General features: G+C 42.2%; 12 protein-coding genes. 11 read left to right on the top strand and 1 reads right to left on the bottom strand.

Features of this window, described 5'->3' with window-relative positions; all coding sequences use genetic code 11:
- Positions 1-2,310, bottom strand: a 2,310-nt coding sequence (gene rnr / locus QMF79_RS02360; protein WP_281772615.1) for a ribonuclease R, incomplete at its 3' end; no start/stop codon positions are given.
- A gap of 383 nt (positions 2,311-2,693) precedes the next feature.
- On the opposite strand from rnr, the gene rsmH reads away from it, so the two are divergent.
- The 11 genes from rsmH (at position 2,694) to murG (ending at position 14,759) form a co-directional block, all read left to right on the top strand.
- Entirely contained in the window at positions 2,694-3,635 is a 942-nt protein-coding gene (rsmH, locus tag QMF79_RS02355) for a 16S rRNA (cytosine(1402)-N(4))-methyltransferase RsmH (protein ID WP_281772614.1), read from the top strand.
- 9 nt (positions 3,636-3,644) lie between these two features.
- On the top strand, positions 3,645-3,965 hold the full coding sequence (ftsL, locus tag QMF79_RS02350) for a cell division protein FtsL (protein ID WP_281772613.1): 321 nt from the start codon (positions 3,645-3,647) through the stop codon (positions 3,963-3,965).
- 9 nt (positions 3,966-3,974) lie between these two features.
- On the top strand, positions 3,975-5,999 hold the full coding sequence (locus QMF79_RS02345; RefSeq protein WP_281772612.1) for a penicillin-binding transpeptidase domain-containing protein: 2,025 nt from the start codon (positions 3,975-3,977) through the stop codon (positions 5,997-5,999).
- An 8-nt stretch (positions 6,000-6,007) separates the two neighbouring features.
- Positions 6,008-7,480: a UDP-N-acetylmuramoyl-L-alanyl-D-glutamate--2,6-diaminopimelate ligase gene (gene murE, locus QMF79_RS02340; RefSeq protein ID WP_281772611.1), complete on the top strand. Its 1,473-nt coding sequence runs from the start codon at positions 6,008-6,010 to the stop codon at positions 7,478-7,480.
- Positions 7,481-7,604: 124 nt separating this feature from the next.
- A complete protein-coding gene (murF, locus tag QMF79_RS02335; protein WP_281772610.1) occupies positions 7,605-9,017 on the top strand; it encodes a UDP-N-acetylmuramoyl-tripeptide--D-alanyl-D-alanine ligase in 1,413 nt (470 codons plus the stop codon).
- On the top strand, positions 9,007-9,345 hold the full coding sequence (locus tag QMF79_RS02330) for a hypothetical protein (RefSeq protein WP_281772609.1): 339 nt from the start codon (positions 9,007-9,009) through the stop codon (positions 9,343-9,345). The genes murF and QMF79_RS02330 overlap by 11 nt, the downstream gene beginning before the upstream one ends.
- A gap of 9 nt (positions 9,346-9,354) precedes the next feature.
- The gene (gene mraY, locus QMF79_RS02325; RefSeq protein WP_281772608.1) at positions 9,355-10,437 is read left to right on the top strand and encodes a phospho-N-acetylmuramoyl-pentapeptide-transferase; all 1,083 of its coding nucleotides are present in this window, start codon (positions 9,355-9,357) and stop codon (positions 10,435-10,437) included.
- 148 nt (positions 10,438-10,585) lie between these two features.
- Complete coding sequence (locus QMF79_RS02320) at positions 10,586-11,017, top strand: hypothetical protein (RefSeq protein WP_281772607.1); 432 nt, start codon at positions 10,586-10,588, stop codon at positions 11,015-11,017.
- A gap of 63 nt (positions 11,018-11,080) precedes the next feature.
- Positions 11,081-12,382, top strand: a complete 1,302-nt coding sequence (murD, locus tag QMF79_RS02315) for a UDP-N-acetylmuramoyl-L-alanine--D-glutamate ligase (RefSeq protein WP_281772606.1) — start codon at positions 11,081-11,083, stop codon at positions 12,380-12,382.
- On the top strand, positions 12,382-13,560 hold the full coding sequence (gene ftsW / locus QMF79_RS02310; protein ID WP_281772605.1) for a putative lipid II flippase FtsW: 1,179 nt from the start codon (positions 12,382-12,384) through the stop codon (positions 13,558-13,560). Before murD ends, ftsW begins: the two co-directional genes overlap by 1 nt.
- Positions 13,561-13,703: 143 nt before the next feature.
- A complete protein-coding gene (gene murG, locus QMF79_RS02305) occupies positions 13,704-14,759 on the top strand; it encodes an undecaprenyldiphospho-muramoylpentapeptide beta-N-acetylglucosaminyltransferase (protein ID WP_281772604.1) in 1,056 nt (351 codons plus the stop codon).
- The last annotated feature ends 8 nt before the right edge of the window (positions 14,760-14,767 follow it).

Below are 14,767 nucleotides of genomic sequence, written 5' to 3'. Positions count from 1 at the left end.
TTTTTTCTTTTTCGTTTTCTCCTTTCTAGGTTTCTCTTTCTTGAAAGTTTTCACTCCTTTGAACACAGGTTTCTCTGTCTTTTTAGCTTTTTGTTTGGCGGTTTTACCGAGGTTCATTCCTTTGCGGAAGTTGTCTAACAGGGCAAAGTCGATTTTTTTCTCGTCTAAATTTACATTGATTACTTGTATTTTTACTTTGTCGTCCAAGCGGTAAATGATGCCTGAACCACCAACTAAACGCTGTCTGTCTGCATCGAAATAGTAGTAGTCGTTTTTAAGCGTAGAAATGTGTACTAAGCCATCAATTAACAACTCGTCTAATTTCACGAACAGACCGAAGCCTGTGACGGAGGAAATCACACCTTCAAACTCTTCGCCTAAATGGTCTTGCATAAATTCGCATTTCAACCAATCTGCCACCTCTTGGGTTGCTTCATCTGCTCGGCGTTCGGTAGCAGAGCATTTATCTCCGAATTGATCGATGTCGTCCAATTTATAATGGTAACCGCCACCCTCCGTGTAATTTCTGGTATTACCTTTTCCCTTTTCGATTAAATATTTAATTGCACGGTGCAACAGTAAATCGGGGTAACGGCGAATTGGTGAAGTAAAGTGAGCGTATTCGGTTAATGCCAAGCCGAAGTGCCCTACGTTATCCGCTGCGTAAACTGCTTGTTTGAGTGAGCGGAGCAACATCGTTTGGATAAGCTCGCGATCTGGGCGACCTTCAAGCTGCTTAATCAATGCCGCATAATCTTTAGGTGTTGGATCTAAGCCTACATTCCACGTTAAGCCACATTCACGAATAAAGGTTTTGAAACTAGTTAGTTTCTCTTCGCTTGGCTTGTCGTGAATACGGAACAACGCTGGCTCGTTCGCTTCTTCCACAAAGCGTGCCGAAGCGATATTTGCCAAAATCATACACTCTTCAATCAGTTTGTGGGCATCGTTGCGAACAAGCGGTTCAATTCGTTCAATTCTTCCCTGAGGATTAAAAATAAATTGATTTTCGACTGTTTCGAACTCAATCGCTCCCCGTTTTTGGCGAGCCTCTGCCAGTACATTATATAAGCGATAAAGTTCTTCGATATGCGGGACAAGCGGGGCATAACGCTCACGCAATGCCTCATCGCCCTCCAACATTTTCCACACTTTGGTGTAGGTTAAACGTGCGTGTGAATTCATCACCGCTTCATAAAATTCATAGCCTGTAAGTTCACCCTGCTCGGAAACCGTCATTTCTGCTACCAAGCATAAGCGATCCACCTGCGGATTGAGCGAGCATAAGCCGTTGGAAAGCACTTCAGGCAACATTGGGATCACCCGATTTGGGAAATAGACTGAGTTTCCGCGATTTGCCGCTTCTAAATCCAGAGCCGTTTTTGGGCGAACGTAGTAGCTTACATCGGCAATAGCCACCCATAAACGCCAGCCGTTTGGCTCTTTTTGGGCGAATACCGCATCGTCAAAATCGCGGGCACTTTCGCCATCAATGGTCACAAGCGGTAGATTTCGTAAATCCACTCGCCCTTTTTTTGCTTCTTCGGGGACGTCTTCGCTAAAATGGCGGATCTGTTTTTCAACTGCCTCACCCCAAACATGCGGAATATCGTGGTTACGTAAGGCGATTTCGATTTCCATACCAGGGGCGAGATTGTCGCCTAAAATTTCGGTGATTTTCCCCATCGGGCGATTAAAACTGGCTTTGCGTTCAAATAGCTCAACTACCACCACTTGCCCCATTCGAGCACCTTGGCGGTATTCATCAGGAATCAAAATATCTTGCGTGATACGGCTATCATCTGGTACGACAAACCCGATGCCGCTTTCAAGGAAAAAGCGACCAACGAGCTGTTTTTTACGGGCTTCTAACACGCGTACGATACGCACTTCTTTACGTCCTCGGCGATCTGTTCCATTTGGTTGAGCAAGCACAAAATCGCCGTGCATCACACGGTTCATTTGTACGTTTGGAATAAACCAATCGTTACCTTTATCTGCTCCTTCAACTTGCAAAAAGCCATAGCCATCGCGATGACCGATGACCGTGCCTTTGAGTAAATCCATTTTTTCAGGTAGGTCATAGCGTTTCCCTTTGGTAAAAACTAACTGCCCATCGTTTTCCATCGCACGTAAGCGACGACGCACGCCTTCGGTGCGTTCTTCATCGTAAATATGGAAGGCTTTAAGCAGTGCTTCGCGACTCATTGGTGCATCAAATTGGCGTATGGTTTGTAAAATAAATTCGCGTGAGGGTACAGGGTTTTCGTATTTTTCTAATTCTTGTTGATAATTAGGATCGACTATCATTGGATTTTCTTTTGGATGTTATTGTTGTTATAACTTCCCTCCCTCCGTTTACGGAGGGAGGTGCCGAAGGCGGAGGGAGGGGAATAAATAATTTTAGTATAATAAATTCTTGCAACTTTGTTGCAATCCCTCCCTCAGTCGCTTTGCGACAGCTCCCTACGTAAACGGAGAGAGCGAAGGGTATTGCTGCAAAACTTCGGTAAAATTCTACCGCTTGTGAAATGACGTTCAGCATAGTATCAAGTTTTTGCCAATAATCCTAAACAAATTTAGAAAACCGCTTGCCCGACCTAATATGAACCGATAAAATTCAGCCTTTTGCCAGGGAACTTCTTTCTGGTGATAACCTCTTATTAAAATAACATTTCATTTAAGGCTACACGATGGGCGATACACACCATAAGCATATCACCGTTTTACTCCACGAAGCCGTGGAAGGCTTGGCAATCAAACCAAACGGCATCTATATTGATGGGACTTTTGGGCGTGGTGGGCACTCACGACTTATCCTCTCTCAGCTAGGCAAAAATGGATGTTTAATTGCCACTGATCGCGATCCTCGTGCGATTGAAGAAGCTAAAACTATTTCAGACCCGCGTTTTCAGATTTTCCATACCACTTTTTCAGCAATTCCAGCAGTGTGCGAAGAGCTGGGCTTAACGGGTAAAATTGATGGTATTTTGCTCGATCTTGGCGTTTCTTCTCCACAATTAGACGATGCAGAGCGTGGTTTTAGCTTTATGCGTGATGGGCCGCTCGATATGCGAATGGACACCACCAAAGGCTTATCTGCTGCCGAATGGCTCGATCAAGTTTCGATTGATGATTTAACGTGGGTGCTGAAAGAATTTGGTGAAGAGCGTTTTGCTAAACGTATTGCAACGGCTATCGTGAATTTCAACAAAACAAGCGGTCAAAAAATTACCCGTACTTTGCAATTAGCCCAAATTATCAGCGATGCTGTGCCGTTTAAAGATAAGCACAAACACCCTGCGACCCGTTCATTTCAAGCGATTCGCATCTTTATCAATAGCGAATTGGACGAGCTGGAAAAAGCGTTAAGCTCTGCGTTAAGCGTGTTAGCCCCCGAAGGGCGTTTATCGATCATCAGCTTCCATTCGTTAGAAGACCGAATGGTGAAGCAGTTCATCAAGAAAAACAGCAAAGGCAAAGAAGTGCCGCGTGGCTTGCCGATTTTAGAAAGCGAATTGAACAAAGATATTCCGCTGGAAGCCGTTGGTAAGGCGATTATGCCAAGCGAGGCAGAGATTGAGGCTAACCCGCGTTCACGTAGTGCTGTGTTGCGTGTGGCAGAGAAACGTTAAGGAATAAAAATGGCAGAAAATGAACGTTATCCGTTAGGGCAGGAAATTTTTGAAGATTTAATTGGGCGGAATAAATTCGCGTTGTTATTGCTTGCTTTAATCGTTGTTACTGCACTTGCAACGGTGTGGATTACTGCCCAAACACGCCTTTTAACCGCAGAGCAAGGCAAGTTAGTCAAGGCTAATCGTAAGTTAGAAAACCAATATATTCACTTACAACTCGAAGAAAATAGTGCAAGCCGAGAAAATCGGATCAGTGCGTTTGCAACCAAAGCAGAATTACAATCCATTAAGAAAGAGCAAGAAGTCATTTTATTAGAGAAAAAATAGGAATTCAGCATGGCACGGGGAGTGAAACAAAAAGATAAGCAAAAATCATTCTTTGATTTTTTCAAACGTAAACAAGAAAATAATGGTGCTGAAAATCAAGAAGAGAAAGCAAGTTATCTCCCAAAACGCTTTTATTTCATTTTGGGGGGGGTAGGTATTGCTGTTTTTGCACTGGTTTTTCAAGCCGTTGTGGTGCAAGTCATTCATTCCCCTCGCTTAATTAAAGAAGCAAACAACCGCTCTCTACGCACCATTGAATTACCTTTCACACGTGGGAGTATTTTAGATCGAAACGGTAAATTTTTATCGGTTAGTGCTCCGATGTATTCTATTACCATCGACCCACGCGAATATTTTGATAGCAAGATTAAACGTTCTGAAGAAACCTTGATCGCTCTTGCCATTGAAACGGGGAGTTCCAAAAGCAAGATAGTCAAAAGTATTCAACAATTTTTAGATAAAAAGAACCTTTCTGCTGAAAAAGTGGATGTTGATCCTCGTGCTATTTTGAATACGCAAGATCCAAAATATTGGACATTGCTTTCAGAATCTACAGGCATTTCACCTGAAAAATTAGTAGAGGTGAGGCAAAATCCAAATTCGTATTTTGTTCAGTTAGAAAATGCTGAAGCCAAATTAGAGCGAGATAAATGGCAAGCCTTCGCAAAAAGTGTAAAAGTGCCTTATAACGAAATGATGGAGCGCCTATATAAGGCTCATCGTCAACGTTTTATCTATTTAGCACGCCACGAAACAGAAAGTATTGCCCGTTATGCACAAGAGTTAAAATTAGATGCGATAGTCTTACGTGAAGAATCTCGCCGTTTTTACCCGTTAGTAGAAGAGGCTTCGCAGCTCATTGGCTTTACCGATATTGACGATAAACACGGCTCAGAAGGGCTTGAACGTAGCTTTGATACTTTACTCATTGGTAAAAGCGGTAAACAGGTTATTCGTAAAGATGCCCGTGGCAATATTATTGAGAATATTCGTGATGAGAAAGAGTACAACCCGCAAGATGTGGTGCTAAGTATCGACCAAGACTTGCAGTCGATGGTTTATCGTGAAATCAAAAATGCAGTAAAAGAGAATAATGCGATTTCAGGCACGGCAGTGTTGGTCGATGTACAAACGGGAGAAGTTTTAGCCATGGCAAATGCACCGTCCTTCAATCCGAATAACCGTGCCGAATTTAAACCTGAGTTGATGCGTAATCGTGCGATTACCGATACATTCGAGCCAGGTTCAACGGTAAAACCTTTCACGGTTTTAACCGCTTTACAAAACGGCGTAACCTACCGTGATGAAGTGATTAACACACATCCATTTGTGGTAAATGGACACACCATCCGCGATGTGGCACCGCGTGATAGCCTCTCGATTACGGGTATCTTACAGAAATCAAGTAACATCGGGGTGAGCCGTTTAGCGTTGCGTATGCCTTCTACCGCACTGGTTGATACTTATAGCAAAGTTGGTTTTGGTAAAGATACAGGTTTAGGCTTGGGCGAACAGCGCGGCACTAATGGTGACCGCAAACGTTGGTCAGATATTGAACGAGCGACCTTGGCTTATGGCTATGGCTTGAATGTTACCCCGCTTCAACTAGCTCGTGCTTATGCAACCCTTGGCAGCTTCGGCATTTATCGCCCACTTTCAATAACCAAAGTGGATCCACCTGTGATTGGCGAACGTGTATTGCCTGAGAAAATTACCCGTGATGTGGTACATATGATGGAAAGTGTTGCCCAAAAAGGCGAAGGCGGAGCCCGTGCAATGGTTGATGGTTACCGTGTGGCGGTCAAAACAGGGACAGCACGTAAGCTCGAAAAAGGGCAATATGTAGAAAAATACCTCGCTTATACCGCAGGTCTTGCCCCAGCAAGTAACCCGCGTTTTGCATTGGTGGTGTTGGTTAATGAACCAAGCAAAGACAAATATTATGGTGGTGCGGTTTCCGCTCCTGTGTTCTCACAAATTATGGGCTATACGCTAAAAGCGTATAATATTAAACCAGATAACCTAACAGAATAAGCCGAATAATGAAACGATTACTCACCTTTTTCCCTCAATTGCAAGATAACGTGCAAATTTCACCGCTTGCAAAAATGACGCTCGATTCCCGCAAAGTGGGCAACGGCGATCTGTTTATTGCCTTAAAAGGGCATAATGTGGATGGCAGAACCTTTATTCCCAAAGCGATTGAACAAGGTGTAAGCCTGATTTTGGCGGAAGCAGACGAAGGCGTGCAAGCGGTAGAAATTGCAAAAGATTTTACAAATTCGACCGCTTGTGTGTTGAATGTGCCCCATTTAGCAAAACGTCTTTCTGAAATTGCTGGGGCATTTTATGGCAACGCAAGCGAAAAATTAACGTTAGCGGGCATTACCGGCACAAATGGCAAAACGACAACAGCTCAGTTATTAGCACAATGGCATAATTTACTGGGTGGCAAATCTGCTGTGATGGGCACGATTGGTAATGGCTTATTTGGGCAAGTTCAAGAAGCGGCTAACACCACAGGCTCTGCAGTTGAAATTCAACAAAATCTTGCAAACTTTATTACGCTTGGTGCTGATTTTTGTGCGATGGAAGTGAGTTCTCACGGTTTAGTGCAGTATCGTACGGAAGCATTACAATTTGATTTGGCAATGTTTACTAATTTGAGTCGAGATCACCTTGATTATCATCACACAATGGAAGAGTACTCTGCGGCAAAATTCCGTTTATTTAGTGAGCTTAATACTAAGGCTAAGGTGTTAAACGCCGATGATGAAACGGGTGCAGATTGGTTAGCCAAATTGCCTGATGCCGTTGCAGTGAGCGTAAATCCTGATTTTCAAACTTCACACCGATATGTTAAAGCGACTCGTGTTACGTTTACCTTACAAGGTGCGACCACTGAATTTGAATCAAGCTGGGGCAATGGTACTTTACATAGCCAGTTAATTGGAGAATTTAATGTCGCCAATTTACTGCTAGCATTAGCCGGCTTGTTAGCGCTTGGTCATGATTTGCAAAAATTAGTTGAAACTGCACCGCTTCTTAAAGGCGTGGCTGGAAGGATGGAGTGTGTGACTGCGGAAAATCGCCCGCTGGTGTTGGTTGATTATGCCCACACGCCAGATGCTTTAGAAAAAGCATTACAAGCTGCAAGACTTCACACTGAAGGCGAACTCTACTGTATTTTTGGCTGTGGGGGCGATCGTGATGCGGGTAAGCGTCCAATGATGGCAAAAATTGCTGAACAGCTTGCAGATCGTGTGATTGCGACAGATGATAATCCGCGTACTGAAGATAATCAGAACATTATGGCAGATATTCTTAAGGGCTTTGAGAATATTGGTATTGTTCAAGTCATTCATGATCGCGAACAAGCGATTAAAACTGCCATTCTGCAAGCAAAACCGCAAGATGTGATTTTGATTGCTGGCAAAGGACATGAAGATTACCAAATTATTGGCACAACTAAGCATCATTTTTCGGATCAGGAAGTGGCTAGGAAGTATTTGTAGGACAATCCCCCTCTTTGCTAAAGAGGGGGCTGATCTCTAAGCATTGAATTTTAATGAAGAAAATAACTGCCCCAGTGGGGCAAATTTATGCGTAACCTAGGGCAACAGCCCTAGGAGGAAAATAATGATAAAACAAACAACCCAACAAATCGCCGAAATCCTTCATGCAAGGCTGTTTGGTAATGGTAATGTAACGGTAACGACAGTCAGTACCGATACGCGACAAGCGGTCGAAAATGGCTTATTTTTTGCATTAAAAGGCGAAAAATTTAATGCACATGATTATGCAGAAAAAGCGGTAGGACAAGGCTGTGTAGCACTCGTTGTTGAGCGTGAATTGCCGATTGCTGTGCCGCAAATTATTGTGGCGGATACACGATTAGCTTTAGGTGAATTAGCGAAATGGCTAAAAAGCACATTGAATCCTAAAACGGTTGCCATGACTGGCTCATCGGGTAAAACAACCGTGAAAGAGATGACGGCAAAAATCTTGCAAAAAACGGCCGCTTGTGAAGAGGATGTGCTTTATACTTTCGGCAATCTGAACAATGATTTAGGCGTACCGATGACTTTATTACGTCTAACAGAACAGCATAAATTTGCAGTCATCGAACTTGGTGCAAATCATATCGGCGAAATCGCTTATACTACTGCGATTGCACAACCCGATGCTTGCTTAGTGAATAATGTCGCCTCTGCTCACTTAGAGGGCTTTGGCTCGATTGAAGGTGTTGCAGCTGCAAAAGGCGAAATTTATCGAGGCCTAAAAGAAAACGGTAAAGCGATTATTAACCAAGCTTTTTATTATCCGCAATGGCGTAAAGAAATTGGTGATCATGAATTGCAATCTTTTAGCTATACCGCCTCAGACCAAGATTCTTATGCGGATTTTTGGGCAGAAAACGTTTCACTTAATTTAAACGGCTCAACTTTCATTTTGCATGCCTTTGAAGAGGAAATTGAAATCAATTTGCCTTATTTAGGTGCACATAACGTTTCTAATGCTTTAGCAGCAACTGCGTTAGCGATGGCAGTTGGTGCAAGTTTAGCGGATGTTAAAGCTGGGCTTGAACAGCGTTCACAAGTGAAAGGCCGTTTATATCCTGTTGAAATTAACGAGCACTGTTTGCTGATTGATGATACTTACAATGCGAATGTTGATTCGATGAAATCAGCGATTTCTGTGCTGAAAAATTACCCTGCATTTCGTATTTTGGCGGTAGGTGATATGGCAGAACTTGGCAAAGAGAGTACGCAATGCCATCAAGAAGTTGCAGATTTTGCTCAACAGGCAGGGTTAGATTTAATTGTCTCTTTTGGCAAAGAAAGTGCAGTGATTAGTGCTAATGCACAGCATCATTTTACCGATAAGCAAACCATGAGCAATTTCTTGCTACCGATTATTTCGCAAAAAATTGTAGAAAAACAACCGCTTGTTTTATTGGCGAAAGGCTCTCGTCGTCAGAAAATGGAAGAATTAATTGAAATGTTATCCCAGTCTATTTCCTGTACATTTGGAGTCTACAGTGGAAATTGAGCAAGAACTTATTAAGTTAGAAAAAGAACTTAACACTGCACTGGATGAATTAGACTCAATTGATGAGCAATATTTTTTAGCCTTTAATAAATTAAGTGAGCTAATTGAAAAAGCAAATAAAATAGGAGATTATGATCTTGCTTATGAGCAGACATATATAGTAGAAGAATATGAACGCCTTAAAGAAATAAGCCAAAGTAATGCTGAGGAAATGTATGCTCTTCTTTTATATAAAAGGAGTTGTTTAGCACAAAGAAATTTAAATGATGAAGAAAATATGAGTTTCAATCAATATTTTCTATCTTGGAAATTAAATAAAAATAAATAGAGGTTTGTTATGTTAGTTTGGCTTGCTGAATATCTTGTTCAGTTTAATACGGCGTTTAATGTCGTGTCTTATATTACTTTCCGTTCCATTATGGCGTTATTAACAGCCATGGGTATCGGGCTTTGGATTGGGCCGGAAGTAATTCGCCGTTTGCAATTGCTCAAATTTGGGCAAGAAGTGCGTAACGACGGACCTGAAAGCCACTTCAAAAAACGCGGCACGCCAACCATGGGCGGGGTGATGATTTTAGCCTCTATCGGCATCAGCACCTTTTTGTGGGCAGATCTTCGCAACAGCTATGTTTGGTTTGTGTTGTTTGTTTTATTTGGTTATGGGATCGTCGGTTTTGTGGACGATTATTGGAAAATCAAACGTAAAAATACAGATGGTTTGATCGCCCGCTGGAAATACTTCTGGTTGTCGGTTATTGCCTTAGTAGCAGTTTTCGGCATTTATGCGGTTGGCAAAGATACCGCCGCCACCCAGCTGGTTGTGCCATTCTTCAAAGACTTTATGCCACAACTTGGCATCTTCTTCATCATTCTTTCTTACTTCGTGATTGTCGGCACCAGTAACGCTGTGAACCTGACTGACGGCTTAGATGGCTTGGCAATCGTGCCAACCATTATGGTGGCAAGTGCATTCGCCTTAATCGCGTGGGCAACAGGGAACTACAATTTCGCACAATACTTACACATTCCATTTATCCAAAATGCAGGCGAGTTAGTGATTTTATGTACTGCTATTGTCGGCGCAGGTTTAGGTTTCTTATGGTATAACACCTATCCAGCACAAGTGTTTATGGGAGATGTGGGCTCACTTTCATTAGGTGGCGCATTAGGCACTATCGCAGTACTGGTTCGTCAAGAGCTATTATTAGTTGTGATGGGCGGTGTATTTGTTGTGGAAGCGTTATCCGTTATTCTCCAAGTGGGATCTTATAAACTTCGTCAAAAACGTATTTTCCGCATGGCGCCAATTCATCACCACTTTGAATTAAAAGGCTGGCCGGAACCGCGTGTTATTGTTCGTTTCTGGATTATTACTTTAATGCTGGTGTTAATTGGCTTGGTAACATTGAAATTACGTTAAGGTCAGTTGAGTAGGCTTTTTTCCACCAAAATATGATGAAAAATCAAAGGTGGGATAAAGCCTATTTTATCAATGGATAAGCAGTTAGCCATAGCGATGTGAAAAACAAGCGGGCAGATTTCGTAAAACTTTTGCAAAAGGAGGTGTAATGAAAAATAAAACGCTTTTGGTTTATACAGGTGTTGATCTCAATATGATGATTGCGGAAGGCGGATCGGGATATTGGAAATTAGGCGCTTCTTCTCTTCAAAAAGTGGAATACTTGATTGCTTGTAAAAATTACACCAAAGATTGGGCAGTATCGGACAAAAATATCCCACAAGGCACAGCGTTTTTCATTGCTAAAGTGGCGGGATTTCAAAAAATGTTAGATGGGCAATATGAAGGCAGATATTTAATTACTTTCTCTGAATATGCAGAAATTCGTATTCCCAAAGCATGGCAAAAAATTTGTATAAGAGGGTTACCTGCTGCGCGTTATTTTACTACGAATGATGTTTTGGCGGATTTAGTTATTGAACCCTCAAAACTCGCTTGGAAATCGTTTATTCCTGCTAAAAACGCAAGCCCGCAGAGATAGTTATTTATACGCCCTAGCTTGCGGATAGCAGGGAAAGTAAGACAACAAAAAGAGAATAAAAAAATGCAAAACCAATACGAAAATAAAACAGTAACAATTATAGGCTTAGGTAAAACGGGCTTATCTTGTGTCGATTTTTTTGCAGATAAAAATGCGAAAGTACAAGTGATTGATACCCGCGAGAAACCAGCTGGGGTGGAACAATTATCAAAAGAAATTCCATTACATACAGGCGGATTAAATCTTGAGTGGTTGCTCAATTCCGATTTAATCGTGATTAGCCCGGGGCTTGCATTGGCAACGCCAGAAATTCAGCAAGCGATTAACGCAGGCGTAGAAGTGGTGGGCGATATTGAGCTGTTTTGCCGTGAGGCAAGCGTGCCAATTATTGCGATCACAGGCTCGAACGGTAAAAGTACGGTCACAACCTTGGTGACCGAAATGGCAAAGCAAGCGGGTATTAAAGTCGGAATGGGCGGCAATATCGGCGTGCCTGCATTAAGCCTGTTAAATGGTGATTATGCACTTTATGTATTAGAGCTTTCAAGCTTCCAACTTGAAACGACTTCTTCGCTCAAGGCGGTTGCGGCAACTGTACTGAATGTGAGTGAAGATCATATGGACCGATATGATTCAATTGCTGATTACCGTGCAGCAAAACTTAAAATTTATAACAATGCAGAAAATGTCATTGTGAATGGCGAAGATCCCCAAACGTATCCTGAACAAGCGGTTAAAAAATTGATTCGTTTTGCAGAACACAATGCAGAATATAGCTTGCGAAATGGCGTACTTTATGCAGAAGAGACGGCGATTATTGGGACAAAACAGATGTTAATTCGTGGGCGTCACAATGAGATGAATGCGTTAGCTGCCATGGCGTTGGCTGATGCGGCGGGTATTTCTCGCGAAGGCATTGTGAAAGCATTGCAAGTCTACGGTGGTTTAGCACACCGCTTCCAAGCTGTGCCAACTCATGATGGCGTGCGTTGGGTGAACGATTCCAAAGCGACTAATGTGGGCAGCACAGTGGCAGCACTGAACGGCTTAGAGGTAGCGGGCACGCTCTATTTATTATTAGGCGGAGACGGTAAAGCAGCAGATTTTTCAGAATTGAAACCGTTAATCAACAAACCGAATATCGTTTGCTACTGCTTCGGGCAAGATGGGGCAGCATTGGCGAAACTCTCTAGCCAAAGTGTGTTGGTAGAGACGATGTATGAAGCGGTGGAAAAAATCCGCCCGCAGTTAAAACAAGGCGATATGGTGTTGCTTTCTCCTGCTTGTGCAAGCTTAGATCAGTTCAAAAACTTTGAACAACGTGGTGATATTTTTATGGCGTTAGCACGAGGGGAAGAGATTTAATGTGGCAACGATTGAAAACTACTTGGGATAATTTCTTTCGAATTACTCCAAGTGATTCACTTTATGATCGCACATTGTTGTGGATTTATGTGAGCTTACTAAGCATTGGTTTGATTGCGGTGAGTTCTGCATCTATTCCTGTAAGTTGGCGTTTGCATAATGAAGCTTTTCATTTTGCTATCATGGATGGGGCTTATATTTTAGTCTCTCTTTGCATTTTTGCGTTTTTTGTTCAACAACCAATGAGTCGTTGGGAAAAATACAACATCTGGATTTTTTTTATTTCATTACTTTTATTGGCATTAGTTATTCCTTTGGGTAAAGAAATTAATGGAGCAAAGCGCTGGATCTCGTTTGGGCCTATCACTTTCCAAGCATCAGAACTAGCTAAATTAGCTCTGATTTGTTATTTTTCAAGTTTCTATGTTCGCCGTTATGATGAGCTTAAAAAAGAAACATTGAGTGCTTGGCGCCCAGCGGTAGTAATTGCTATTTTTATTGCCATTTTAAGTGTACAATCTGACCTTGGTAGCATCATTATTATTAGTGTAATTGCGTTTGGGATGCTTTTTATTATGGGGGCAAAATTTGCACAATTTATTGCGGTAGCTATTGTTGCGACAGTTGGAATAACGAGTTATATCTTATTTTCTGAATATCGAATGAAGCGGATTAGGGCCTATTTCGATCCTTTCGTTGATGTTTATGGAGATGGTTTCCAATTGGCTAACTCTCAAATGGCATTTGGACAAGGAGAAATTTTAGGACGAGGATTGGGCAATTCAATTCAAAAATTGGAGTATTTACCTGAAGCTCATACAGACTTTATTACTGCAGTAATTGGTGAAGAGTTTGGTTTAGTTGGAACTACTTTTTTAATTTTTCTATTTATCTGTTTAGTAACAAGAACTATAAAAATTAGCCGAGAATCTTTACAAATGGAAGAACGCTTTAAAGGTTTTTTTGCTTTTGGCATTGCACTTTGGTTTTTACTACAAGGTGTAATTAATTTAGGAGGGGCTTTGGGCTTGATTCCCTCAAAAGGTTTAACCTTCCCTTTTGTCAGTTATGGTGGCTCAAGTATGGTTATTCTTTCCATTGCGATGGCCGTTTTAATACGGATTGACCACGAAAATCGATTGGAAAGAATTGGTTATACCCGTGCGAAGGGAAATTGAGTTTAAGCGGTCGATTTTGTGAAAAAATTTACAAAATTGACCGCTTTCTTTTTCCGAAAAAGTATAAATTCTTGTAGAATATTGAGAATTTTTTCTTTACAACAGAAAATTATCCCAAAAATAAAGCAAAAAAGAGAATATCAATGGCAAAAAAATTATTAGTGATGGCAGGTGGAACAGGGGGGCATGTATTTCCCGCGATTGCCGTTGCACGCGAATTACAGCAACAAGGGTGGGAAATTTGTTGGTTAGGCACAAAAGATCGAATGGAAGCAGATCTCGTTCCCAAGCATGGTATTCCGATTGAATTTATCCAAATTTCAGGGCTAAAAGGTAAGGGCGTAAAAGCCTTGCTAACAGCCCCTTTTGCTATTCTAAGAGCGGTGTTGCAAGCATACAAAATCATCAAAAAATTCAAGCCAGATGCGGTGCTTGGGATGGGCGGTTATGTGTCAGGTCCCGGTGGAATTGCGGCAAAACTTTGCGGTGTACCTGTGATTTTACACGAGCAAAATGCGGTAGCGGGGCTAACCAATGTGTGGCTTTCAAAAATTGCTCGCCGTGTGTTGCAAGCCTTTCCGAATGCTTTCCCGAATGCAGAAGTGGTAGGAAACCCTGTTCGCCAAGATTTATTTGAGATTGAAGCACCAGAACAGCGTTTTGCAGAGCGTGATTACCCGATCAACATTTTAGTGATGGGCGGTAGCCAAGGAGCACAAGTGATTAACCAAACTGTCCCCGAAGTGGCGAAAGTGTTGGGCAATCAGGTATTCATTAGCCATCAAGTGGGTAAAGGCAAATTAGCGGGCGTTGAAGAGGTTTATCACGCTACAGGCAATGGCGTGGCAAGCGAGTTTATTGATGATATGAAAGCTGCTTACGAATGGGCGGATTTAGTCATTTGCCGTTCGGGGGCATTAACGGTATGCGAAATTGCTGCCGCGGGTTTGCCTGCTATTTTTGTGCCGTTCCAACATAAAGATAGACAGCAATTTTTAAATGCGGAATATTTGGTGGAAGCGGGGGCAGCTTATGTGATTGAGCAACCCGAATTTACGCCAGAAAAACTGTTAGCGGTGTTAGAGCCGTTGATTGCTGATCGTACTAAATTAACCGAGATGGCAATCAAAGCCAGAGCAAAAGCCACGCCAACTGCTGCAAAACGCGTGGCGGAAGTGATAGTAGAAGAAAGCCACTAATTTAGAGA

This window comes from Pseudohaemophilus parahaemolyticus (assembly GCF_938021905.1).
In the GTDB taxonomy this organism is placed as follows: domain Bacteria; phylum Pseudomonadota; class Gammaproteobacteria; order Enterobacterales; family Pasteurellaceae; genus Haemophilus_A; species Haemophilus_A parahaemolyticus_B.
This window is presented reverse-complemented; position numbering and strand designations above follow the sequence as displayed.